The following is a 24169-nucleotide window of genomic DNA, read 5'->3' as shown; positions in this document are numbered from 1 at the left end:
CTAATGAGCGCAACGTTCTAAAAAGCGGGAACCTCCCATGAGACTGTTGTGGAAAGGGCTGTCCAGTTACACGGTGATCGGGGTCGCCAACACCCTGATTCACTGGCAGATCTTTTTCCTGTTGAGCGTTGCAGCCGGCCTCAGCCAGGCGGTCAGCAACCTGGCGGCTTTCTGCGTGGCTGCGTCGTTCTCCTTCTACATGAACGCGCAATTTACCTTCGCCACCCGGGTCTCGGTCGTTGGTTATCTAATGTTTGTTTCGGGAATGGGAGCGTTGAGCCTGGGTGTCGGCCATTTGGGCGACGTCTGGCGATTGCACGGTTTGCTCACCGTGGCCCTGTTTTCGGCATTGAGTCTGGTACTCGGCTTTTTGTATTCAAAATACGTAGTGTTTCGCGAGCGTGACACATGAAAGTCTCGTTGATTGTTCCGGTGTTCAATGAGGAGCAGGCGATTGACCTGTTCTACCAGGCTGTTCGCCAGGAACCCTCGCTAAGCCCCTATCAGGTTGAAATCCTGTTCATCAATGACGGCAGCACCGATCACACTTTACTGCTGGCGGGCTCGATCGCTAGGCAGGACAGCGATGTGCTGTTGATTAATTTTTCGCGCAACTTCGGCAAGGAGCCTGCGCTGTTTGCCGGGCTGGAATTTGCTACCGGTGATGCGGTCATTCCGATGGATGTGGACTTGCAGGACCCGGTCAGTGTCATTTCCCGGCTAATCAAGGAGTGGACCGATGGCGCTGACGTGGTGCTTGCCAAGCGCCGCAACCGTTCGGCCGACGGTTATTTCAAACGCCATTTCGCGGCCCTGTTCTACCACCTGCTCAATCGGATTGCCTCGACCCGCATCGAAGAAAATGTCGGTGATTTTCGCTTGATGGACAGGAAAGTCGTTGACGTCATCAAGAGCCTGCCGGAGCACCAGCTGTTCATGAAGGGGGTGCTGTCATGGGCCGGATTCAATACGCGAGTCATTGAATACGATCGTGCGCCACGCGCCGCCGGCAAAAGCAAATTCAATATCTGGAAACTCTGGAACCTGGCACTTGAAGGCATCACCTCGTTCAGCACGGTGCCGTTGCGTGTTTGGTCCTACGTGGGCGGCATCATCTCGCTGGCGGCACTTGTGTATGCGGCCTACATGATTCTGGACAAGATTCTGTTCGGCAACGATGTCCCGGGGTATCCGTCCCTGATGACGGCGATTCTGTTTCTGGGCGGCGTTCAATTGATTGGCATCGGCATCCTCGGTGAATACATCGGGCGCATCTATATGGAGTCCAAGCATCGGCCCCGCTATGTCATCAAGGACATCATCAAAAGCAGTGACGAGCCAGCCGACAAACCCTCGCTGAAGAGGATTGTATGAACACGATGGGGCGCCTGGCCGAGGATGTTCAGGTGCGTCAGTGGCGTCAGGCCGTCTATCCATCGACTGTGCTGGCGTTGCTCACCCTGGCCCTGATCGTTCGATTTCACGGAATTTCAGTCCCGATCATCTGGTACGACGAAGGCTATAGCCTGATGCTGAGCGAGCGTTCGCCGGCATTGATCTGGTCCACCACGGCGGGAGACGTTCATCCACCGTTGTATTACGTGATTCTTCATTACTGGACGATGCTGTTTGGCGCCAGTGTGGTGGCTGTGCGCGGCCTGAGCGCCGTGGCAGATGTGGGCACGGTGCTGCTCTGTATCAAACTGATGAGTCTGCTCGCCACGCGAAGAGCGGCCTGTATCGCCGGAGTTTTGCTGGTGTTGCTGCCGATCACGGTTCGTTACAGCCAGGAAGTGCGCATGTACACGCTCGTCGGTTTCTGGCTGATGGCCGCTACGGTTGCACTGGTTTACTGGCGTCGGCAGCCGCAACTCAAACGCTATCCCGTGATGTACGTACTGCTGATGACAGCGGCTTTCTACACACACTACTTTGCAGCGCTCGGTGTGCTGGTGCATTGGCTGTATTGGGCGGGACCTGGCAGTGGCAAGTCAGCATCGTTGCCTGTGCGCAAGTGGCTGCTGGTCAATGTCGCGATTGTCGTGCTGTATTCGCCCTGGTTGCCGCATCTGATGGACCAGACGTGGAAAATGCAAGGACTTGAATGGATTTCGCCGACCACATGGGACATGTTGCCGAGCTTTATCGCGCAATGTGCGGCGATGATATCAACCACGGAGGGCGGGTTGTGGGGCACGCTGATTGTCTCGGCGGTGGTGATTGCCTGTTGTGTGATGGCGTGGCGGTATAGGCGCACCGACCGCCGCTCGACCGTGCTGGTCATCGGCTACTTCTTCGTACCGCTCATCACGGCATTTTTCTTGTCATTGGCCGTTCCGATCTTCGTTCCCAGGTACCTGGTGTTTGCCGCAGCCGGTTTGCCTTTGTTCGTCGCCGTTGTGCTGGATCGGTTGGCTGAACGACGTCCTGTGATTGCACTACTCTGCTTGAGCGTGTTTGTTGCAGGGGAAATACATGGACTGCAGAAAGTGTATTCGCAGGAAGACGGGCTGAACGGAACCTTCATTCGTAAGATGGCCAGGCTGGACATGTTGGCAGATGGCATCAAGAGGGAGGCCGAGGCAGGCGACGAGTTGGTCATTGACGGCCTGTACTGGTATTTGCCGTTCCACTACTACAACACCACGGGTATCCAGCCGAGGCTTTACATCGCCCGATTACCGACAGGAGCTTCCGACGGCCCCTTCAACTATGGCGGCTGGCTTCTTATCCCTCAGACGTTGGACTGGATTTTTTTCGACAATGTCGCAACAGTAAAACTCAGTTCCAAAAGAGTCTGGTGGGTGACCGGCAGGCCCCGGCCGGAAAAGGTCGTGACATTTCCCAAGGGATGGAAACAGACGCAGACCCTCAAGGGAGAGGAAGTCGAGGCGCGTCTGTTTATACTCGACGGCGAGCGCTGAAGTCGTCCCGAACCTTCAGCGCTGGAGCCAACGTCAGGCGGCGGCCACTTCATTGGGCTCAAAACTGTCCGCCCGCGCCATCTGCCACATTCGTGAGTAGAACTCGCCATTCACTTCACCGGTCAGCAGCTCGCCGGGTTTGAGGAATACGTGCAACTGCGAGAACAGCTTGATCTCGGTCGCCGACATGCGCCGCACCAGGTGCTTGGCGGACAACTGCGACGGATGTTCGAGGCCGGCGGCGGCGAGCATTTCCGCCAAAGCCTTGAGCGTGCTGCGATGGAAGTTGAATACGCGCTGGGCCTTGTCCGGCACCACCAGCGCGCGTTGGCGCAGGGGGTCCTGGGTGGCGACGCCGGTCGGACATTTGTTGGTGTGGCAGCTCTGCGACTGGATGCAACCGATGGCGAACATGAAGCCGCGCGCCGAGTTGGCCCAGTCGGCGCCGATGGCCAGCACACTGGCGATGTCGAAGGCGCTGACAATCTTGCCGCTGGCGCCGAGTTTGATCTTGTCCCGCAGGTTCAGGCCCACCAGGGTGTTGTGCACGAACAACAGGCCCTCGCGCATCGGCACGCCGATGTGGTCGGTGAACTCCACAGGCGCCGCGCCGGTGCCGCCTTCCTTGCCATCCACCACGATGAAGTCCGGGAGGATGCCAGTCTCGAGCATGGCCTTGGCAATGCCCATGAACTCCCACGGATGGCCGAGGCAGAACTTGAACCCCACCGGTTTGCCACCGGACAGTTCACGCAGTTGCGCGATGAAATGCATCATTTCGATGGGCGTGGAAAACGCGCTGTGACGCGACGGTGATACGCAGTCTTCGCCCATCAGGATGCCGCGGGTTTCGGCGATCTCTTTGGTGACCTTGTGTTTGGGCAGGATCCCGCCGTGGCCCGGTTTCGCGCCTTGGCTCATCTTGATTTCGATCATCCGCACCTGCGGCGTCCGGGCTTGCGCCGCGAAGCGTTCCGGGTCGAAACGCCCGTCGCTGGTGCGGCAACCGAAATAGCCGCTGCCCAGTTCCCAGGTCAGGTCGCCACCGTGTTCCCGGTGATAGGGGCTGATGCTGCCTTCGCCGGTGTCATGGGCGAAATTGCCGAGCTTGGCGCCCTGGTTCAAGGCGCGGATGGCGTTGGCGCTGAGCGAGCCGAAGCTCATGGCTGAAATGTTGAACACCGACGCCGAATACGGCTGGGTGCACTGCGGGCCGCCGACCGTCACCCGGAAACTGCTCGGGTCGCTCAACGGCGCCGGGCGCATGGAATGGCCGATGAATTCGAAACCCGACTGATACACGTCAATCAGCGTGCCGAAGGGTTTGTCGGCGGTTTCATTCTTGGCCCGGGAATAGACCAGCGAACGCTGGGCCCGGGAAAAGGGCAGGGCGTCGCTGTCGGATTCGAGCAGGTACTGGCGGATTTCCGGGCGGATGCCTTCGACCAGATAGCGGATATTGCCGAGGATCGGGTAATTACGGCGCACCGCGTGGGGAACTTGCAGCAGATCAAACAGGCCGATCAGACTGAGGACGCCGGTGACGGCGGTGATCGGCCAGACCCAGTCATAGTCAAGAAATGGCAGGCTGGCGAAGGTGAAAATCACGCAGACGGCAAAGAAGGCGTAGCGGCTCAGGAGTGACAGGCTCATACGGTTTCCTTGGGTTCGGACTCAATTATTCGGTGTCATGGCAGCTTTTGTGGCGAGGGAGCTTGCTCCCGCTCGACTGCGCAGCAGTCGCAAAAACCTGCTGACGGGTTTTGTCTGACTGAACGTGGTGATTGTCCTGGGACCGCTTCGCGATCCAGCGGGAGCAAGCTCCCTCGCCACAAAGTTCTCCTGCCTTAATGGTTGTCAGGCATTTTGTGCCTGCAAAAAAATCGAAAACAGCTCGGACTGGGACTTGATCCCCAGCTTGCTGTACATGTGTTTCTTATGGACTTTCACGGTTTCGACCGAGATTTCCAGCTTACGGGCGATTTCTTTACTGGAGCAACCGCTGAGCATCAAACGCCCGACATCCAGTTCCCGGGCGGTCAACTGCGCGCCCTTGAGTTGCTGCACCGAAGCTTCCAGTTGTACCCGCCAATCGGCTTGCGGTGGTGCGGGGGCCAGGGCCACGACTTCGTTGATCTCATAGGGTAGACGCTGGCGCAACAAACCGAGCACCCACGGCTGGATCAACGACAACAAGGCGATCTGCTGGCCGCTGAAGCGCTGCGTGCTGCCCAGTGACAGGCACAGCGTGCGGTCACCTTCGAGCTGACAATTGAACTGGATTTCGTCGGCCACCACATTCAGACGAAAGTAGCGCTGGTAATACTCGGTCAGCTCGAAGTGTTCCGGGGCGACTTCCGACAGGCGATACAGCCCGGTGCGCGACTGCTCGCGGCAGGCGATGTAGAACGGGTCGAGCAGATACAGGCCGCGCAGGTAATCCTGGAACAACTGGTCGGGGCTGCCGTCCTCTCCGGGGCATTCGGCGAATACCTGCGGGCGCTGATCGGCGCTGAAAAGCAGGGCCACCCAGCTGTCGAAGGACACGTACTGATCCAGCAAACGCACCAGCTGGGTCCAGAAATTGGGCTTGTCCAGGGCGTCGATCAGTTGCCCCACCGAGCGGTGCCAGGCGATGTCGTCCAACGAGAGTGTCATGCATCTACCCCTATCGTGTTACCCCAGCGGCGTGATTCCCCGCCCGGTTGCTTGCTGCGCATACTGGCGCACAGACACCGACCGGGCAATCTTTCTGCCGCCCGGCCCATAACAAGGAATACCGATGAAGGTCGAACTCGCCCAATTGGCAGGTCGTGACAATGACACGGCTTACAACCTCGAACGCACCCTGGCGGCGATTGCCGAGTGCGCAGCCGACACGCAGCTGATCATGTTCCCTGAAGGCCATTTGATGGGTTTCCCTTCGGCCGAGTCCGTGGCCGAGGTGGCCGAGCCGCTGGACGGACCGTCCGTCAGTGCGGTGCTCGCCGCCGCCCGCCAGCGCAATATCGCGGTGGCCATTGGCATGGCCGAAAACGACAACGGCCGTTTCTACAACACCACGTTGCTGATCACCCCCGAAGGCATCGCGCTGAAGTACCGCAAGACTCACTTGTGGGCCTCGGACCGTGGTGTCTACGAGGCGGGCGATCGCTACGCCACCTGTTTGTGGAACGGCGTGCGCGTGGGCCTGCTGATTTGCTACGACATCGAATTCCCCGAAAGCGCCCGCGCCCTGGCGCAACTGGGTGCCGAACTGTTGATTGTCACCAACGGCAACATGGACCCGTATGGCCCGACCCACCGCACCGCGATCATGGCCCGCGCCCAGGAAAACCAGGCGTTTGCGCTGATGGTCAACCGGGTGGAAGCGGGTGACGGTGGTTTGCTGTTTGCCGGCGGCAGCGCATTGGTCGATCCGCTGGGCACCTTGTTGTTCGAAGCTGGGCGCGAGGAAGGGCAGTTTGCGGTCGAGCTGGACCTGAATCAGCTGACGGCGGCGCGTCAGGATTATCGGTACCTGGATGATCAGCGGCTGAAGTTGCCGGGAGAGGTGGTTGAGCGGGCCTGCGGGTTGCGCGAGCTGCTGATTCCCAAGAGCTGATCCGGATTCTGTGTGGCTGGTGCCGGCCCCTTCGCGAGCAAGCCCGCTCCCACATTGGCCTTGTGAACACCCGAGATCCCCTGTGGGAGCGGGCTTGCTCGCGAAGAGGCCGGCACAAACAACACACCTGCTTGATCATTCACCGAAGAACAACAACGCAACACCCGTAATTTGCGCCGAACTCGGCTCTGCCATAAATCTAATAATTCCGGAGTAGTCGCTCATGGCTCGTTTGCAACGCACCCTGTCACTGGGGTCGGTGGTGCTGTTTGGCATTGCCTACATGACGCCGATCATTGTGCTCGGCACCTTTGGCATCCTCGCTCAATCCACCGCCGGCATGGTGCCGGCCGCGTACCTTGCGGCACTGGTGGCGATGTTCTTCACCGCCATGAGCTACGGGCGCATGGCCTCGGCGTTCCCGGTGGCCGGCTCGGCCTACAGCTACGTGCGCAAGGCCATCAGCCCGAAACTCGGATTCATCGCCGGTTGGGCGGTGCTGCTCGATTACCTGTTCCTGCCCATGGCGATCTGGCTGATCGGCGCGGCCTACCTCAACTCCGCATTCCCGGCCGTGCCGCAGTGGATCTGGGTGCTGGCGTTTATCGGCATCACCAGCGCGATCAATATCGTCGGCCTGAAACTGGCCAACGGCATCAATGCGTTGCTGATGCTGGTGCAGTTCCTGGTGTTGATCGCCTTCGTCGCGTTGTGCGTGCATTACGTCGGTGGTGATGCGAGCACGCCGTTGTGGTCGATCAAACCGTTCTTCAATGGCGACATGCAGATGCCGTTGATCATGAGCGGCGCGGCCATTGCCTGCTACTCGTTCCTCGGTTTCGACGCGGTCAGCACCCTGACCGAAGAAACCCGTGATCCACGCCGCACCATTCCCCGGGCGATCATGCTGATCACCCTGATCGGCGGGCTGATTTTCGTCGGCGTGTCGTACTTCGTGCAGATCGCCCATCCGTCGTTCCAGTTCGAGAGTGTCGACTCGGCGGCCTATGAAATTGCCCGCAACATCGGCGGTGACCTGTTCGTCTCGATCTTCCTCATCGGCCTGATCGTCGGCCAGTTCGCCTCGGGCCTGTCGGCCCAGGCCAGCGGTTCGCGGCTGCTGTATGCCATGGGCCGTGACGGCGTGCTGCCGAAAGCGTTTTTCGGCACCTTGCACGAACGCTTCGGCACGCCGATCAACAGCATCCTGCTGTGCGCGGTGGTGGCATTGCTGGCGCTGAAACTGGACGTCACCACCTCGACCTCGTTCATCAATTTCGGCGCGTTCCTGGCGTTCAGTCTGGTTAACCTGTCGGTGATCTTCCATTACTGGATCGGTGGCGAGAAGAAAGGCCTGCGTGAACTGGTGCTGTTCCTGCTGTTCCCGTTCATTGGCCTGGCAGCGGATTTGTGGCTGATGGTCAGCCTCGATCATCTGGCGGTTTATCTGGGATTGAGCTGGCTGGCGATTGGCGTGGTGTACCTGGCGGTGTTGACCGGCGGTTTCCGTCGGCAGCCGCCGGAGATGGATTTCCAGGAAGCTGCATAAAGGAAACTGTAGGCGCTAGAACCCGGACGCTACGTCTTCCTCGTAGCAGCTGCCGAAGGCTGCGTCCGGCTGCGCAGCAGTCGTAAATCCGGTTTGCACGATCTCTCTGACGTACCGCGAGCTCTGATTTTACGACTGCTGCGCAGCCGGACGCAGGCTACGCCAGCTGCTACAGATTGCGTTAACTACTGTAGGGGCGGGTTTTCTCGCGATAAATCTGAGTGCGCCGATGGGCATCTGGTTTTATGCGTTTTCGCGAGCAAGCTCGCTCCTACAGGGCGGACATGTGATCCTTAGCGTTTTTGAGTCAAAGGCCTTCTGTTTATGTCGACCCTTTCCATGCCAGTCTCCGGCACTATTCGCATCGCCGCCGCTTTGTTGATCGACCCCGATGGCCGCACGTTGCTGGTGCGCAAGCGCGGCACCACGGCGTTCATGCAGCCGGGTGGCAAGATTGAGCCTCACGAGCTGCCGGTTCATGCGCTGGCCCGTGAGCTGGAAGAAGAGTTGGGTCTGGACATCGATCCGGCGCAGGCCGTTTACCTCGGTCCCTTCTCGGCACCGGCGGCCAACGAGCCGGGTTTTGTCGTACACGCCGAGATTTTTCAGTTGAACATCGATGCCGACGTGACACCGGCGGCGGAGATCGAAGAAGTACTCTGGATCGACCCGGCCACCGATGGCGGTGTCAGCCTGGCACCATTGACACGGGACCTGATCCTGCCGTTCTATCGAGCATCGCTGACCGCGATCGCCTGATCATTACGCAAAGGACTTCGCCCATGATCCCGCTTCAAGACTTGCTGATTTTTGCCGCTGCCGCGTTGCTGATGGTGCTGACACCGGGGCCGAACATGATTTACCTGATCTCCCGTTCGATTTGCCAGGGCCGAAAGGCCGGGGTGATTTCGTTGCTCGGCGTGGTCGCCGGATTCTTCGTGCATTTGTTCGCTGCCGCTGCCGGTTTGACCGCGGTGTTCCTGGCGGTACCGATGGCCTATGAGGTGTTGAAGTGGGCCGGTGCGCTGTACCTGTTGTGGCTGGCCTGGCAGGCGGTCAAGCCCGGTGCGCGCTCGCCGTTCGAGGCGCAGCAATTGCCCCCGGATTCGTCACGCAAACTGATCACCATGGGCTTTCTGACCAGCGCCCTGAACCCGAAAATCGCGGTGTTCTATCTTTCGGTATTTCCGCAATTCATCACGCCGGAGCATGGCTCGGTGTTCAGTCAAAGCATCATTCTCGGCCTGACCCAGATCAGCGTCAGTTTCTGCGTCAACCTGATGATCGCCATGTTTGCCGCGGGTATCGCCTCGTGGTTCGTCAACAACCCGACCTGGCTGGCGATGCAGCGCTATTTCATGGGCTTCATATTGTCGGGGCTGGCACTGCGGCTGATGCTTGAGCAAAAACGGATGGCTTGAGCATGTGGATCGAGCGACTGGATGCCAGCCATGCCCTTGTCTATCGGGCGCTGATGCTCGAAGCCTACGACCTGCATCCGCAGGCCTTTACCTCGAGTGTGCGTGAGCGGGCGGTGATGCCGCTGAGCTGGTGGGAGTCGCGCCTGGCCAGCAAGCTGGATGTGGTGCTCGGGGCGTTCGAGGATGGCCGGTTGGCCGGCATCGTCGGCCTCGCGTTCGAGTCTCGGGAAAAGGCCCGGCACAAGGTGACGCTGTTTGGCATGTACGTCTCGCCAACGGTTCGCCAGCGTGGGCTCGGTTATCAACTGGTTCAGGCGGCACTGGGCGAGGCGCGGAACCATGCGGGTTTGCGCCTGATCCAGTTGACCGTCACCGCCGGCAACGATCCTGCGTTCAGCCTCTACCAGCACTGCGGTTTCGTCCAGTTCGGCCTGGAACCGATGGCGGTGCGGGTGGGGGAGGAGTATTACGACAAAATCCACATGTGGCGCGAACTCTGAAGTCACCGCAGATCCCCTGTGGGAGCGGGCTTGCTCGCGAATACGGTTTTACATTCAACAATGATGTTGGCTGATACACCGCTTTCGCGAGCAAGCCCGCTCCCACATTTGATCGCATTTCAGCGAACGGCACTAACCCCATCCAGCGTCGAAAACGACGTGTCCTTGGCCGTCAGCAAGAAGTCACGCATGTACGGCGCATCGAGCATGTCGGCGCGGATCGCCGCATACAACGTCGCGAACAAACCTTTCTCACCCAGCCGCTTGGCTTTCACGTAACCCCGCGAGCTGTATTCATGCAGCGCCCAATGGGGCATGCCGCACACGCCGCGACCGCTGGCCACCAGTTGCATCATCATCACCGTCAACTCCGAGGTGCGGACCTGGGCCGGTTCGATGTCGGCAGGCTCAAGGAAGCGAGTGAAAATATCCAGCCGATCCCGTTCCACCGGGTAGGTGATCAAGGTTTCCGGGAGCAAGTCTTCCGGGACGATGTAGGCCTTGCTGGCCAGGCGGTGCTGATTGGCCACCGCGAGCATCGCTTCATAGGTGAAGAGCGGGACATAGGTGATCCCGGCCAGATCCACCGGATCGGAGGTCACCACCAGGTCCAGATCGCCACGGGCCAGGGCCGGCAGCGGGGCGAAGGAAAAACCCGAGGCCAGGTCCAGCTCGACTTCCGGCCAGGCATCACGGAACTGGTCGATGGTTGGCATCAGCCACTGGAAACAACTGTGGCACTCGATGGCCATGTGCAAGCGCCCGGCGGTGCCCCCGGCCAGGCGACTGATGTCGCGCTCGGCGGCGCGCAGCAGCGGCAGGGTGGCGTCGGCCAGTTGCAGCAGACGCAAACCGGCGCTGGTGAAGCGCACCGGTTTGGTCTTGCGCACAAACAGCGGCATGCCCATGCGCTCCTCCAGTTCCTTGAACTGATGGGACAGGGCTGATTGGGTCAGGTGCAGGCGATCGGCCGCATCCACCAGGCTGTCGGCTTCGCGCAAGGCGTGCAGGGTCTTGAGGTGACGGATTTCAAGCACCGGGGGGCTCCATGAGGAAAACTTGTAGATAAGTCGAAAATGTTGAGTTTGTCTCATGTTGGGTCGGCTGTCGACAATAGCGCCATCTTTTACAAAGGGCGATCTCGACCAGAACGCGCTGGAAAGCGTTGGCCGCCAATTGCGCGCCACCCATTGGCAATTGCAGAAAGACGCCGGGATTGACCTGCTGCCGCTGCGAATTGGAGCCAGTGCTGGCGCAACTGCAATTTGCCCAGGAACGTTTTGGCGACAACCTGTGGGTCAGCAGTTCCTGCTCGCTGTTGCACAGCCCGGTAGACCTGGAACGTGAAGACAAGCTCGATCCGGAGCTGAAACGCTGGCAGTGGAAGCGTTCCGCCTGAACGCCAGCGGTGTGCGTGATGAAACCCGGACCCACACCCACATGTGCTACAGCGAATTCAACGATGTAATCGAGGCCATCGCGGCGATGGACGCCTTCGCGAGCAAGCCCGCTCCCACACTTGATTAGAGTTGTACACAAATTTTGTGTTCGCTGAAGATCAAATGTGGGAGCGGGCTTGCTCGCGAAAAACGATAACGCGGTCCCAAAAAATGACCGCCCGGCACTCTTCATCAAACTGTCATGGAACTGTGGCAGCGCGCTTGAACGAACTTCATCAGACTCGCGCTCTACTGGGGTTCTGCGTTTCGGTGTTTGTCCATGTGTGGAAGATTTTTTTCAGTCGCCTTTTTCATGGCCGCGTTGTTGTTAGGTTTGCCGTCGTTTGCGGCGTCTCGTTGTGATGTCAATGTTCCGACCGAGCGGGTCGATCTGGACCAGGTGAGTCTGGCGTACCAGAGCATCGGTCGTGCGTCGGACCCTGCCTTGCTGTTGGTGATGGGCCTGGGCGGGCAGTTGATTCACTGGCCCGATGAGGTGGTGGTCGCGCTGTGTCAGCAAGGTTTTCGGGTGATTCGCTATGACAACCGTGATGTCGGTCTTTCGACCTGGCGACAGGCGCCCATGGAGGCCAACCTGACGTTTGAAGTCATGCGTTACAAACTCGGTTTGCCGGTGTCGGCACCGTATTCGCTGACCGACATGGCGGACGATGGCCTGGGCCTGATGGATGCCTTGCACATCGAGCAATTCCACGTGCTGGGCGCAAGCATGGGCGGCATGATCGCCCAGCACATGGCTGCCATGGCTCCGCAACGGGTCGAGAGCCTGACCCTGATCATGACCAGTTCCGGCGCTGAAGGCTTGCCGGCACCGAGTGCAGCGCTGGTGCAATTGCTGGCACGCCGCGGGGCGCCCAATCGTGAAATCGCTTTGGAGCAGCAAGCCGACTTGCTGGCGGCGCTGGGCAGCCCGGCAGTGAGTGACGATCGCCAGGCGCTGCTGCATCAGGCGGCGCTGTCCTATGACCGGGCGTTCAATCCCGAGGGGGTAAAGCGGCAGATCATGGCGATCCTGGCTGAACCGAGCCGGGTGGCATTGCTCAATCAATTGCGGGTGCCGGCGCTGGTGGTGCATGGCACGGCCGATCCGTTGTTGCCAGTGATGCATGGCGTGCATCTGGCGGCGCATTTGCGCGGCAGTCAGTTGAAATTGATTCCGGGACTGGCTCATCGTTTTCAAGAGGCATTCAAGGCGCCGTTACTGGCGGCAGTGTTGCCGTATTTGCGGGCGCACCGGGAAGACACTTCGCATTGGGCGCAGATCGAACCGGTGGCCGAACACAACCTCCTGTAACCCCGATCTTCTCGTACATATCCATTTCTGCAGTCACGGCCACTTCCTGCTCGCGATGACGGCCTGCCAGCCGCAGGTACATCACAGACGAACAAAACCAGCAAACAGGCCGCCTCGGGTTAGCCGCCCCCGCCGTAAGGGCGCAACTCTTAGCGGCCGTGACCGTAGAAACGGATATGTACACCCGTAAAAAAACACGTCGCCCAACACATAGCTTTCGCGAGCAAGCCCGCTCCCACAATGGAGCCGCTGCCAGCTCGGGTGGTATTCGCCTTGCTAAAGGGACAGGACGAATACCAACCGAAAGTCAGTTGAGGGCTTCCCCTCAACCATAGAATCTCCCACAGTGAATTGGTGGTGCTCAGGTGTGCAGGCGCACCCACACCGAAACCAGTACCGTCGCTGCCATCAACCACGCTACTGCCGCCACGGCCAGCGAAGCCTCCAGGCGCATCCGGTCGACCATGACGTACAAGGTCGCCAGATAGATGAAGTACGGAATGATCGACCACATGCCAAACACGATGGTGGTCTTCAGGTCATCGATCGAGCGACCCTTGCCGACGATGTAATGAGCGATCAGCGCGAAGGTCGGAAACAACGGCACCAGCCCGGCGATGTAATAGTTTCTGGTCTTGGCCAGGCCGGCGAGGATGACCACCACCGCCGCGCCCAGGGTTGCTTTGAGAATCAGGTCCATCAGTGACTTAGCCCGTACTTCTTCACTTTGTCGAACAGCGTGGTCTTGGCCATGCCCAGTTCCTGGCTGGCCTGGGTCAGGTTGCCGCCGCTGCGTTGCAAGGCATCGCTGAGCAAGTTGCGCTCGAACGCTTCCACCGCTTCGGCAAAGGCCAGGCCCTGGTTGCCGCCGCCGGCACCGGGTTTCTTGAACGCCGGCAGACCGAGGGCAAAGCGCTCGGCAACGTTGCGCAGTTCACGCACGTTGCCCGGCCAGTCGTGGCTCATCAGGTTCGAAACGGTCTGGTTGTCCAGTTCCGGCACCGTGCGGTCGAAGCGCAGGGATGACTGCTGCAGGAAGTGTTCGAACAGTTGCAGGATGTCTTCGCGCCGCTCGCGCAGCGGCGGCAGTTCCAGGGTCACCACGTTGAGGCGGTAATACAGGTCGCTGCGAAATTCACCGGCCTTGCTCGACTCGTCGAGGTCGGATTTGGTCGCCGCGATCACCCGGCAATCCACCGCCACGCTCTGGTTCGAACCGAGGCGTTCGAGGGTGCGTTCCTGCAACACCCGCAGCAGTTTGATCTGCAGGGGCAGGGGCATGCTTTCCACTTCGTCGAGGAACAGCGTGCCGCCGTCGGCATGTTCGATCTTGCCGATCCGTCGTTTGCCCGCACCGGTAAAGGCGTTGGCTTCGTGGCCGAAAATTTCACTTTCGAAGAGGTTTTCCGGCAGGCCGCCGCAGTTCAAGGCGACGAACTGCTTGGTGTGCCGCCGACTGAAATCATGCAGGCACCGCGCAACCAGTTCCTTGCCGGTGCCGGTCTCGCCCTCGATCAACACGTTGGCCGAGGTATCGGCGACGTTGGCGATCAGTTCCCGCAGGTTCTGCATGGCCGGCGAACGGCCGATGATCCGCCCTTCGAGGGAGTCACGCTCGGCCAGTTGCCGACGCAACGACGAGACTTCCCGCGCCAGGCTGCGTTGCTCCAGGGCGCGGCGGGCGACATCCACCAGGCGTTCGGGAGAGAAGGGCTTCTCCATAAAGTCGTAGGCGCCTTTTTGCATCGCGCCGACGGCCATGGAGATGTCGCCGTGGCCGGTGATCAGCACCACCGGCAGGCTGCGGTCGCGGGCCTTGAGCCGGGTGAGCAATTCCAGGCCGTCGATGCCCGGCAGGCGAATGTCGCTGACGACGATGCCGGCAAAATTGTCGCCGACCCGCTCCAGGGCTTCTTCGGCGCTGCCCACGCCGATGCAGGGAATGTCTTCCAGGGTCAGCGCCTGTTGGCAGCCGAGCAACACATGGGGGTCGTCTTCGACGATCAATACACTAAGGTCGTTGTTCATATTGGCTCGGCGGAAGTGGGGCTTACCAACGGTAAACTGAGGACGAATGCAGTACCACCGCTGGCCGGGTGTTCGACACCCAAGTGACCGCCGGTGGCGGCGGCCAGGCTGGCGGAAAGGGTCAGGCCAAGGCCCAGGCCCTGTTCGCCGGGTTTGGTGGTGAAGAACGGTTCGAACAGGTGCTTGCGCGCTTCGGCGTCGATGCCGTGGCCGTTGTCCCGCACGCGCAGTCGGTACTTGCCATCGAATGTTTCGCCTACGAGCCACAACTCGGGTTGCGGCTGAGCCTGCATGGCATCGAGGGCGTTGCCGATCAGGTTGACCAGAATCTGCTCCAGGCGGGTCTGGTCGATTTGCACCTGGACATCGGTGAAGTCGCGGTGCAGTTGCAGGTGAATGGTTTCCACCCGGCCGCCGAGCAATTGCAGGGCCGCGTCCACCGCTTTGCCGAGGCACGCCTGGCCCTTGTCGTCACCGCGCCGGGCAAACGAGCGCAGGCTGGCGGTGATCCGGCCCATACGGTCGATCAGTTCGTTGATGGTCTTGAGGTTGGTGCTGGCCACGTCGAGCTGGCCGCGTTCGAGGAAGCGCACGGTATTGCCGGACAAGGTGCGCAGCGCCGCCAGAGGCTGGTTCAGTTCGTGGGCGATGCTGGTGGACATCTGGCCGATGGCTGCGAGTTTTCCGGCCTGCACCAGTTCATCCTGGGCACGGCGCAAGGTTTCTTCGGCGAGCCGGCGTTCGCGGATCTGGCCCTTGAGCCGTTCATTGCTGGCGCGCAGGTCGGTGGTGCGTTCGGTAATCCGACGCTCCAGTTGGTTGTTGGCTTCCTGCAAGGCTTCCCGGGCGGCGAGACGGGTGGCGATCACCTTGCGCCGCTCGTTCCAGGCAATCAAAAGAAAGGCGAGGAGGGCAAACGCCACCGCGACCAGAATCCCCTGATTGATCGCTTCGCGACGCAAATCCTGTAGCGGCGTGAGCAGGGTGAAATTCCACGGTGTGTCGCTCAGCGGCCTGGTTTGCGAGAGGTAGCTGATGTTTTCTTCGTCGGACACCAGTTCGCTGTTGGCCGGGAAGGTGAGTTTTTCCACGCCCTCGGACAGGGTTTCCCGGGCCAGTGGTTGCAATTCGTTCAGCGGAAACCAGTAGTACTGCAGGCTGCGGGCCAGTTTCTCTTTGGTTTCATCGCTCAGCGGCACCACCGACTTGAGTCGGCGCGACGGATCGCTGGAGAGAATGATGATGCCGTTCTCGTCACTGACAAAAGCTTCCAGGCGCGCCTTTTGCCAACGTTCTTCCATGGCCTCCAGGCGCACCTTGACCACTGCGACACCGATGATCTTGCCGTGTTCTTCCAGGCCGTGGGCCAGGTAGTAACCGGGTTCACCGTTGGTGCTGCCGATGCCGTAGAAGCGCCCTGGCTGACCGCGCACGGCGTTCTGGAAGTAGGCGCGGAAAGACAGGTCTTCACCCAGGTAGCTGTCGACATCGCGCCAGTTGCTGGTGGCCATGACTCGGCCGGTGGTGTCCATCACATAGATGGCCCGACTGCGGCTGCGCCGGTTCAGGCCTTCAAGGTAATCATTGACCGATTGCCGGTGTTCCGGGGTCGGGTCGGCCAGCAACTGCGAAACGCTGGTTTCCAGTTCCAGCAGGCTGGGCAGGTAGGTGTATTTGCTGATCTCGCTCTCGACGGCGCGGGCATGCAGTTCCAGCTGACGCTGGCCGTTCTCGCCAAGACTGCGAATGCCATAGTGCTCACTGATCCAGAAGCCGATATAGCCCAGACCGATCATCATCGCGATGATCAGCGGCGGCAGGAACAAATGACGAATCAGACGGGGTTTCACGGCGAGTGATGGCGACGCTGCGCGATAAAGATTGGGGTCGCATTTCATCACAGATGCCTTGGGTCAACCACAACGCAAATCTCAAGATCACCACTGGCCAGTGTGGGAGCGGTGTTTTTCTTAGTGCTGCAGAATCTTGTTGAGGAAGTGCTGCGTACGATCGGCGCGGGCGTTGATGTCGCCGAAGAACTCCTCTTTCTTGCAGTCTTCGATGATCTTGCCGGCGTCCATGAAGATCACCCGGTCGGCCACTTTACGGGCGAAGCCCATTTCGTGGGTCACGCACATCATGGTCATGCCTTCGTGGGCCAGTTGCACCATCACGTCGAGCACTTCGTTGACCATTTCCGGGTCCAGCGCCGAGGTCGGTTCGTCGAACAGCATGACGATCGGGTCCATCGCCAGCGCACGGGCAATCGCCACACGCTGCTGCTGACCGCCGGAGAGTTGGCCGGGATGCTTGTGGGCATGGGCGGAGAGGCCGACGCGCTCGAGCAGTTGCAGGCCTTTCTTGGTGGCTTCTTCCTTGCTGCGGCCCAGCACCTTGATCTGCGCGATGGTCAGGTTTTCGGTGATGGTCAGGTGCGGGAACAACTCGAAATGCTGGAACACCATGCCCACGCGTGAACGCAGTTTCGGCAGGTTGGTCTTCGGGTCGGCGATGGAGGTGCCGTCGACCACGATGTCGCCTTTCTGGAACGGTTCCAGGGCGTTGACGCATTTGATCAGGGTCGACTTGCCGGAACCGGATGGCCCGCACACCACGATCACTTCGCCTTTCTTGACCTCGGTGCTGCAATCAGTCAGTACCTGGAAGTCCCCATACCACTTGTTGATGCTTTTGATAGAGATCATACGGCGAACCTTTTTTGCAGACGCTTGACCAGCCGCGAGGCGGCAAAGCTGATGATGAAGTACACGAGACCGGCGAAAACCAGGAACTCATTGGAGCGGCCAATGATGTCGCCACTGGCGCGCGAAGCATTGAGGAAATCCACCAGGCCGACCGCGTAAACCAGCGAGGTGTCCTGAAACAGGATGATGCTCTGTTGCAGCAACAACGGCGTCATCTTGCGGAACGCTTGCGGCAGGATGATCAGGCGCATCATCTGGCCATAAGTCATGCCCAGTGCCTGGGCAGCGCCCATCTGGCCCTTGGGAATCGACTGTACGCCGGCGCGGACGATTTCGCAGAAGTACGCCGCTTCGAACATCATGAACGCCACGATGCACGACGCGAACGCGCCGATCGGCGTGTCTTCGCCGGTGATCCAGCGCAGCACGAACGGCACCGCCAGGTAGAACCAGGTGATCACCAGCAGCAACGGAATCGAACGGAAATAGTTAACGTAGGCGCCGGCGATGTTCGACAGCAGCTTGCTATGGGACAGGCGCATCAGCGCCAGGATCGTGCCGAGGATGATCCCGCCGACCACGCCCATGGCCATCAGCTTGAGGGTCATGATCATGCCGTTCCACAGGCCCGGCAGGGACGGGATGATGCCCGAGAAATCGAATTCCATCATTTACCCCCTACGGAGATCAGGCCCGGTACGGCGACTTTCTTCTCGACCAGGCGCATCAGCAACATCAGGCTCATGTTCAGGGTGAAGTAGATCAGCGTTGCCAGGGTAAAGGCTTCGAACAGGTTGGCGGAGAACTCGGCGGTCTGTTTGGTCTGCGCGAGCAGTTCCATCAAACCGATCAGCGAGGCCACGGAGGTGTTCTTGAAAACGTTCAAAAATTCCGAGGTAAGCGGCGGAATGATGATCCGGTAGGCCTGGGGCAGCAGCACGTTCCAGTAGATCTGCGGCAGCTTGAAACCCATGGCGCGAGCCGCGGATTCCTGGCCTTTGGGCAGGGCCTGGATACCGGTGCGCACTTGTTCGCAAACCCGGGCGGTGGTGAACAGACCCAGGCACACGACGACGCTGAGGAAGGCCGAGGTGGTCGGGTTCAGATCCTGCTTGTACCACTCTTGCAGGTCCGCCGGCAGCAGGTCGGGTACCAGGAAGTACCAGATGAACAGCTGAACCAGCAGCGGCACGTTACGGAAGAGTTCGACGTAGCAGGTGGCGATGCCCGATACGATGCGATTCGGCACGGTACGCATGACGCCCAGGATCGAGCCCAGTGTCAGGGCGATGATCCAGGCCGCGATGGCGATGCCGATGGTCCAGCCCAAACCGGTCACGTACCAGTCGAAATAGGTCTCGCTGCCCACGCCGGTGGACTTGAAGAACACGCCCCAGTCCCAGTTGTAATTCATTAGGGTCTCCCCTCAGTTCGATGTACAAGTGCCCGCTTGGGGGAAACTCCGTTCCCGCCTGTCCTTGAGGGACAGGCACACGCGCTCGGCTCGACAGCCACCGGTTCGAGTGTTTCCAAAAAATGCCAGCAGGAAGTGACCACCTCCTGAAAGGGCGGCTGCCCTCTCAGGAGATAAGGTTAGTCAGAAAATCAGGACTTCTTGTCGTCAGCCGCTTTATCGGTCGGTTTGGCGATCAGGGCCTTGAGCTCGTCGCTCATCGGGAAGTTCAGATTCAGGCCTTTTGGCGGGATTGGCTGCATGAACCACTTGTCGTAGATCTTGTTGATCTCGCCCGATGCGTAGGTGGCCTTGATGGCGTCATCCACAGCCTTTTTGAACGGCTCGTCGCCTTTGCGCACCATGCAGCCGTAGATTTCGAAGGACTGCGGAGTACCGGTCACTGCCCAGTCTTTCGCATTCTTGGCCTTGGCTGCTTCACCTGCCAGCAGGGCGTCGTCCATCATGAAAGCCACGGCACGGCCGGTTTCCAGCATCTGGAAGGATTCGCCGTGGTCTTTGGCCGAGATGACGTTCATGCCCATCTGCTTGTCGGCGTTCATCGCCTTGAGGATGCGCTCGGACGTGGTGCCGGCGGTGGTCACGACGTTCTTGCCGGCCAGGTCAGGGAAATCCTTGTACTTGGAGTCTGCCTTGGACAGCAGGCGAGTACCGATTTCGAAGATGCCAACGGAGAAGTCAACTTGCTGCTGACGCTCGACGTTGTTGGTGGTGGAACCGCACTCGAGGTCCACGGTGCCGTTCTGCACCAGCGGGATGCGGGTTTGCGAGGTCACCAGGTTGTATTTGACCTGGAGATTCGGCATGTCGAGGTCTTTTTTCAGCGCTTCGACGACTTTCAGCTGGATGTCGTGGGAGTAGCCAACCGGTTTGCCGGAAGCATCCGCGATATAGGAGAACGGAATGGAAGCGTCGCGATGCCCGAGAGTGATGACACCGGACTCTTTGATCTTCTTCAGGGTGCCGGTCAGTTCGGCGGCGAAAACTGGCGTGCTGATCAGAGCGGCAGCAATGGCTGCGCCCAGGATGTGGGGAACGATGCGCATCAAATTTTCCTCGACATTGTTTTTTTTATGGAGCCAGTTCATCGGCCCTTTTTGTGCTGCAAAACACCTGAACGCTACGATGAGTAGGCGCAAAGGATATTCGTCGAAGAAGTGTAGAGCATGACTCGTGCCAGACCAGTCGCAATTAATCAAAGTGTTGATTTACAAGGGAATTAAATATTTTTTGCGCTGAAATTTCAGTTCGATGATCCGGTTAACCGAACCGACCGGCAGGTCGCGTTCGGAAAACCGAATGCTGGTTGGGCGCAACCCGTCGATCAGGGATATTTGCGCTTGTCCGGGGCGGGCGGGAAGTACTGGTACAGCCAGGTTTCACTCAGTGTGCGCTCGTTGGTGCGGATGAACAGGCGCAGTTCGACAGGCTCGACGCTGTCATTGGTCGGGTACCAGTCAAACAGAATGCGATAGCCCTTGATGTCATCCAGCTTGAGGATGCTGAAATCCTTGACCTCGCCGTTCGAGCAAGTGACCACCGGCTCGATGCCCGCGCCTTCAGGCAATCGGTCCAGGCCGCCGCCGGTGAAGTCCACGGCAAAACGACGGGCCCAGACTGGCGGGTAATGCTCGCCGGGTGCCCAGCCTTCGGTGAAGCCGCCCATGCCCGAACGGGTCGCATTGACCCGCGCCAGCGGTGTGCCGACCGGTGGCAGTGCGCTCCAGTAGAGCTTGTAGCCGTAGTTCAGCGAATCGCCGGCAGCCACCGGTTTCTTCGGGGTCCAGAAGGCGACGATGTTGTCCATGGTTTCGCCGGTCGTAGGAATTTCCAGCAGATCGACCGAGCCTTCGCCCCATGCGGTGGTCGGTTCGACCCACAGGCTCGGGCGGCGGCTGTACCAGTCGACGGTGTCCTGATAGCTGGCGAACTCATGGTCGGTCTGCACCAGGCCGAAACCTTTCGGGTCCTTGTCGGCGAAGGCATTGAATTGCAGGGTCGCCGGATTGTTCAGCGGACGGCAGATCCACTCGCCGTTGCCGCGCCACATGGCCAGGCGATCGGAGTCGTGGATCTGCGGGTGAATGGTGTCGCACATCCGGCGTTCGTGGGTACCGCAACTGAACATGCTGGTCATCGGCGCGATGCCCAGTTGGTCGATGGCGGTACGTGCATTGACGTGGGCGTCGATCTCCATCACCACGCGCTCGGCCTGGCAATCGATATCGAAACGATAGGCGCCGGTGGCGCTCGGTGAGTCGAGCAGGGCGTAGACCACGAAGCGGGTGCTGTCCTTGTCCGGCGTCTCGAACCAGAACTTGGTGAAGTCCGGGAATTCCTCACGTTTTTTGGCATAGGTATCGATGGCCAGGCCGCGGGCCGACAAACCGTACTGGCCGGTGGCGTCCACCGCCCGGAAGTAACTGGCACCGAGGAAGGACACGACGTCGTGCTTGTCCAGTTCCGGGGCCTTGAACAACTTGAAGCCGGAGAACCCCAGATCGCCCTTGAGCTGGGTGGTGTCGACCGTGGTTTGTTCATAGTTGAACAACGACGGACGGAAATGCACCTCACGCGCCTGGCGGGTCTTGGGGTCGACGCTGTACATGCGTACCGGCTGCTTGAAACCCATGCCGACGTGGAAAAACTGCACATCCAGTTGACCATTCAGGTCATTCCACAAGGAGTGATTGGCGTCGTAGCGGATCGCGTTGAAGTTCTGCGGCGTCATGGTTGCCAGGGTCGGTGGCAACTGTTGCTTGGTGTCCTGATAGCGATTGCTGGCGAGCTGTTTGGCCTGGAGTTTCAGCGCCTCGAAATCGAATGCAGTGGCCTCGCCATCAGCGGTGCCGCCGCTGGCGGCCCAGGCTTGGGCGGCCAACAGTCCCGTGGCGGACAAGCCGGTGTAGGCCGCGATGGCCATGGAGGCTTTGAGCAAATTCCTGCGGTGCATATATACAACCTGTCGTGAACAATCCCGTGCCGTTCCTGGCACGTACTGGATCAGAAATATCGGTTCGGACATGCCTTCGGCCAAACGCAACGGACTTTAAACAGATGCCGGATAGCTTAAACCGTTCGATTGCAGAGCTGAATTGATTGATGGCACGGCGCTAGCCCGGCAATGAAACAAGACATGTCGGGAAACAATTCCGACAGGGGTTTCTGATTTAAAGGGCATTTCTGCTTTTTTCGACTAATTACTCTAAAAAATGCTTTTCAGCGCCCGGAATATTTCTATTCTGTGCTCATGACCGGTTTATGCCCTTCGGACCGGTGCGGTTCAGTGAGCACCCGGCGGCTGCTGAAAAAGGGATAGGGCGATGCGGTTTTTTGCAGTTTCTTTGACGTCTAGAGAAGGACATCGTCCATGTCGAAAGTACAGAACATCACCGAAATGTTGGGAATCTTTCCGTGCCTGACCAGCGGACGGCAAAGACGCCGGCTGAATTCCGAGGAAATGAAACTGGTGGAGCGCTATCGGGAACTGTCGGAGAACGACCGGATTGCGATGCGGTATCTGGTGGATGCGATGAGGAGTGTTTCGCGGTTTTGAGCAGGAGGGGCATTCAGTCGCGGCAAGATTGTCGCGGCTGGGGGCCTTTTTACCAATCTTGCGAGCGCTCCATTCGTTGATGCAGCACTCGCAAAACTTGAATTTGCCCATGGGCAAATCGGTATGGAGCAATGAAGGGGTAACGATCAAGTACCAGTTCTCGCACATCTGGCATGACGGAAGGTCTGCCTGAGCCGGGAAACTGCTCCAGTTGTTGGAAGGACTGCAAGATCGTCGAGATGATCGTTATGGCGGTGTCTGCGCCAACGGACTCTAGGTAGTGCTCATGAATATTGTCGAGATCGCTTTCCGCTTTTTCAGTCAGTACTACTTTCGGCACGTTTTTCCCACTTAGCCTTCACGGCGTCCAGATCGGTGAGTTTCCCAGCATCGGCATCGGCTATACCTTCGCTGATGGCTTGTAGATGCCAGGACTCAGCTTCCACATATCGAACCAGTGCACGTTTGAGATGATATTGACGGTCGCGATCAGTGGCTGCTGCCAGTTGATCCAATTGTTGAGCCAAAAGCTCTTCGACACGAAAAGATAGAACGGGCGAGGCCATGGCGGCTTTCCTCAATATGTATACGCTGTAAACCACGTAAACACCCTATGTTGTACCGCGATGTTCGTCAACCGTTACCACGTGCTTGGGTAAAAGACACTCTAGCCAGTGATACCGCAATGGACGAGGGGGAAATGTTGCGAGTAATTGCCTTGAAGCAGGCTGAGGACTCTGCTGCCCACTGGCATTGGGGCTAAGGCTCTTATCGACTCACCTTTCACACCTCTCTGGAAGCTGCGATGCCGTGGTCATACAGCAAATGGGGCGAACTAAAGAGTCCCCCCATTTTCACTAATGACTAAAGACTCAGCGGCAGGTGCCCGCAACCGGATAGGGTCGCTGTACGTGCATCAATTCAGGCATGTCTCGCCATTTGATCCATGCCTGATGCTGCCAATGCAGCAATGGCACCGTAATTCCGGCCCAATGCAAGGAGCTCAGGCTTGGCAGGTTTTCCACAGGCTCTGACTTCGCATGACGCAACAAGGGTATGACCTCGTTACTCAGCCATTGGCGCAGGTGGCGGTTTTCTGGAGCGAAATGATGAACCAACAGGGCATACATGCCTGATTCGCTGACCATCAGTGTCTCGACTGTTCTACCGTCCTTGAGCAACCAGACGCAGCGGCGCTGATCGGGATCGAGTTTCAGGGTGAGTCGTTCATTCAATGGTTTGCCCATCAAGCGTCCCAGATCCTGGACGCAGAACCAGGCTTGATGATCCAGCATGAAGGTGTGGAGGAAACGGTTGTGGCGGGTGAAAACGATGGGGGTGAAACAGGGATGTGTTTCAGGTGAATTTGACGTGTGCTTTTGCATTTTTCGACTCCATGTTGAAAGTGGGGCCGCCACTAATCCTTCGACAGATTAGGGTGGCGGACCGTGCGGCGTTCGAAGTCGGAACATTCTCGATCAACATGGAAGCCGAGAGGCCCGCGCCACACGGCCCGCCATAACGCGAAACTGAAAGGCAAAAAATGCCTCAGCTCATATGGGGGGCGCGGATGCGCCATGTTGATATGTTCCGGCTTCGACTCCGGGTCGCTGATTTGGCAGCGACGGGGTAAAGCCTATCGGTCAGGCGCTCG

Annotated in this window: 25 protein-coding genes and 1 pseudogene; 12 read left to right on the top strand and 14 right to left on the bottom strand. The window is 59.1% G+C overall.

The features are described 5' to 3' along the window. Positions 1-37: 37 nt before the first annotated feature. Genes PMI28_RS17385 through PMI28_RS17395 form a run of 3 tightly spaced genes read left to right on the top strand, consistent with a single transcriptional unit; the run spans position 38 to position 2924 of the window. Positions 38-412, top strand: coding sequence for a GtrA family protein (locus PMI28_RS17385; RefSeq protein ID WP_007985747.1), 375 nt, complete (start codon positions 38-40; stop codon positions 410-412). Next, a complete protein-coding gene (locus PMI28_RS17390) occupies positions 409-1374 on the top strand; it encodes a glycosyltransferase family 2 protein (protein WP_007985746.1) in 966 nt (321 codons plus the stop codon). The genes PMI28_RS17385 and PMI28_RS17390 overlap by 4 nt, the downstream gene beginning before the upstream one ends. Further along, a complete protein-coding gene (locus PMI28_RS17395) occupies positions 1371-2924 on the top strand; it encodes a glycosyltransferase family 39 protein (RefSeq protein ID WP_007985745.1) in 1554 nt (517 codons plus the stop codon). The genes PMI28_RS17390 and PMI28_RS17395 overlap by 4 nt, the downstream gene beginning before the upstream one ends. A gap of 33 nt (positions 2925-2957) precedes the next feature. On the opposite strand, the gene PMI28_RS17400 is transcribed toward PMI28_RS17395, so the two are convergent. Together PMI28_RS17400 and PMI28_RS17405 are read right to left on the bottom strand one after the other, a co-directional pair. Continuing rightward, positions 2958-4577, bottom strand: coding sequence for an FMN-binding glutamate synthase family protein (locus tag PMI28_RS17400; RefSeq protein ID WP_007985743.1), 1620 nt, complete (start codon positions 4575-4577; stop codon positions 2958-2960). A gap of 204 nt (positions 4578-4781) precedes the next feature. After that, complete coding sequence (locus PMI28_RS17405; protein WP_007985741.1) at positions 4782-5582, bottom strand: helix-turn-helix transcriptional regulator; 801 nt, start codon at positions 5580-5582, stop codon at positions 4782-4784. 124 nt (positions 5583-5706) lie between these two features. Between PMI28_RS17405 and PMI28_RS17410 the strand changes: the two genes are divergently transcribed. From PMI28_RS17410 to PMI28_RS17430, 5 genes are all read left to right on the top strand, one after another. Further along, positions 5707-6528 carry a carbon-nitrogen hydrolase family protein gene (locus tag PMI28_RS17410; RefSeq protein WP_007985739.1) on the top strand — a complete coding sequence of 274 codons (822 nt, stop codon included), beginning with the start codon at positions 5707-5709 and terminating at the stop codon, positions 6526-6528. Positions 6529-6751: 223 nt separating this feature from the next. After that, positions 6752-8077, top strand: coding sequence for an APC family permease (locus PMI28_RS17415; RefSeq protein ID WP_007985737.1), 1326 nt, complete (start codon positions 6752-6754; stop codon positions 8075-8077). Positions 8078-8401: 324 nt separating this feature from the next. After that, the gene (locus PMI28_RS17420; RefSeq protein WP_007985736.1) at positions 8402-8836 is read left to right on the top strand and encodes an NUDIX hydrolase; all 435 of its coding nucleotides are present in this window, start codon (positions 8402-8404) and stop codon (positions 8834-8836) included. Between the two features lie 23 nt (positions 8837-8859). Then, on the top strand, positions 8860-9498 hold the full coding sequence (locus PMI28_RS17425; protein ID WP_007985735.1) for a LysE family translocator: 639 nt from the start codon (positions 8860-8862) through the stop codon (positions 9496-9498). A 2-nt stretch (positions 9499-9500) separates the two neighbouring features. Beyond that, positions 9501-9998 carry a GNAT family N-acetyltransferase gene (locus PMI28_RS17430; protein ID WP_007985734.1) on the top strand — a complete coding sequence of 166 codons (498 nt, stop codon included), beginning with the start codon at positions 9501-9503 and terminating at the stop codon, positions 9996-9998. A gap of 119 nt (positions 9999-10117) precedes the next feature. Here PMI28_RS17430 and metR read toward each other — a convergent pair whose 3' ends face one another. Beyond that, positions 10118-11035 carry a transcriptional regulator MetR gene (metR, locus tag PMI28_RS17435; protein ID WP_007985733.1) on the bottom strand — a complete coding sequence of 306 codons (918 nt, stop codon included), beginning with the start codon at positions 11033-11035 and terminating at the stop codon, positions 10118-10120. A gap of 179 nt (positions 11036-11214) precedes the next feature. On the opposite strand from metR, the gene PMI28_RS31555 reads away from it, so the two are divergent. The 3 genes and pseudogenes from PMI28_RS31555 to PMI28_RS17440 all read left to right on the top strand — a co-directional run bounded on the left by PMI28_RS31555 (position 11215) and on the right by PMI28_RS17440 (position 12752). Further along, positions 11215-11397: a hypothetical protein gene (locus PMI28_RS31555; protein ID WP_033063248.1), complete on the top strand. Its 183-nt coding sequence runs from the start codon at positions 11215-11217 to the stop codon at positions 11395-11397. After that, positions 11376-11492, top strand: a pseudogene (locus PMI28_RS29570) (hypothetical protein); the annotation flags it as partial. The gene PMI28_RS31555 and the pseudogene PMI28_RS29570, both read left to right, overlap by 22 nt. A gap of 225 nt (positions 11493-11717) precedes the next feature. Beyond that, positions 11718-12752 (top strand): alpha/beta fold hydrolase, encoded by a 1035-nt coding sequence (locus PMI28_RS17440; protein WP_033063247.1) that lies wholly within the window; start codon positions 11718-11720, stop codon positions 12750-12752. A 361-nt stretch (positions 12753-13113) separates the two neighbouring features. On the opposite strand, the gene PMI28_RS17445 is transcribed toward PMI28_RS17440, so the two are convergent. From PMI28_RS17445 to PMI28_RS17480, 8 genes are all read right to left on the bottom strand, one after another. Then, positions 13114-13443: a GlpM family protein gene (locus tag PMI28_RS17445; RefSeq protein WP_177318964.1), complete on the bottom strand. Its 330-nt coding sequence runs from the start codon at positions 13441-13443 to the stop codon at positions 13114-13116. Between the two features lie 8 nt (positions 13444-13451). Then, positions 13452-14780 (bottom strand): sigma-54-dependent transcriptional regulator, encoded by a 1329-nt coding sequence (locus PMI28_RS17450; RefSeq protein WP_007985728.1) that lies wholly within the window; start codon positions 14778-14780, stop codon positions 13452-13454. Then, a complete protein-coding gene (locus PMI28_RS17455) occupies positions 14777-16678 on the bottom strand; it encodes a sensor histidine kinase (protein ID WP_007985727.1) in 1902 nt (633 codons plus the stop codon). Before PMI28_RS17455 ends, PMI28_RS17450 begins: the two co-directional genes overlap by 4 nt. A 72-nt stretch (positions 16679-16750) precedes the next feature. Then, the gene (locus tag PMI28_RS17460) at positions 16751-17485 is read right to left on the bottom strand and encodes an amino acid ABC transporter ATP-binding protein (RefSeq protein ID WP_007985725.1); all 735 of its coding nucleotides are present in this window, start codon (positions 17483-17485) and stop codon (positions 16751-16753) included. Further along, the gene (locus PMI28_RS17465; RefSeq protein ID WP_033063246.1) at positions 17482-18153 is read right to left on the bottom strand and encodes an amino acid ABC transporter permease; all 672 of its coding nucleotides are present in this window, start codon (positions 18151-18153) and stop codon (positions 17482-17484) included. Before PMI28_RS17465 ends, PMI28_RS17460 begins: the two co-directional genes overlap by 4 nt. Continuing rightward, positions 18153-18899, bottom strand: coding sequence for an amino acid ABC transporter permease (locus PMI28_RS17470; protein ID WP_007985720.1), 747 nt, complete (start codon positions 18897-18899; stop codon positions 18153-18155). Before PMI28_RS17470 ends, PMI28_RS17465 begins: the two co-directional genes overlap by 1 nt. Positions 18900-19090: 191 nt before the next feature. Next, entirely contained in the window at positions 19091-20005 is a 915-nt protein-coding gene (locus PMI28_RS17475) for a glutamate/aspartate ABC transporter substrate-binding protein (protein ID WP_007985718.1), read from the bottom strand. 278 nt (positions 20006-20283) lie between these two features. Then, entirely contained in the window at positions 20284-21912 is a 1629-nt protein-coding gene (locus tag PMI28_RS17480) for a glucan biosynthesis protein D (protein WP_007985716.1), read from the bottom strand. Between the two features lie 417 nt (positions 21913-22329). Between PMI28_RS17480 and PMI28_RS17485 the strand changes: the two genes are divergently transcribed. Beyond that, complete coding sequence (locus PMI28_RS17485) at positions 22330-22515, top strand: hypothetical protein (RefSeq protein WP_007985715.1); 186 nt, start codon at positions 22330-22332, stop codon at positions 22513-22515. A 49-nt stretch (positions 22516-22564) separates the two neighbouring features. Here PMI28_RS17485 and PMI28_RS29565 read toward each other — a convergent pair whose 3' ends face one another. The 3 genes from PMI28_RS29565 to PMI28_RS17495 form a co-directional block, all read right to left on the bottom strand. Beyond that, entirely contained in the window at positions 22565-22855 is a 291-nt protein-coding gene (locus tag PMI28_RS29565) for a type II toxin-antitoxin system RelE/ParE family toxin (RefSeq protein WP_081501410.1), read from the bottom strand. Further along, positions 22833-23081 (bottom strand): CopG family ribbon-helix-helix protein, encoded by a 249-nt coding sequence (locus PMI28_RS17490; RefSeq protein WP_007985713.1) that lies wholly within the window; start codon positions 23079-23081, stop codon positions 22833-22835. The genes PMI28_RS29565 and PMI28_RS17490 overlap by 23 nt, the downstream gene beginning before the upstream one ends. A 306-nt stretch (positions 23082-23387) precedes the next feature. Further along, the gene (locus tag PMI28_RS17495; RefSeq protein ID WP_007985711.1) at positions 23388-23900 is read right to left on the bottom strand and encodes a BRO-N domain-containing protein; all 513 of its coding nucleotides are present in this window, start codon (positions 23898-23900) and stop codon (positions 23388-23390) included. Positions 23901-24169: the final 269 nt, after the last annotated feature.

It is taken from the genome of Pseudomonas sp. GM48 (assembly GCF_000282335.1).
In the GTDB taxonomy this organism is placed as follows: Bacteria; Pseudomonadota; Gammaproteobacteria; order Pseudomonadales; family Pseudomonadaceae; genus Aquipseudomonas.
The sequence above is the reverse complement of the archived record's forward strand: the minus strand, read 5'-3'. Positions and strand labels throughout refer to the sequence as shown.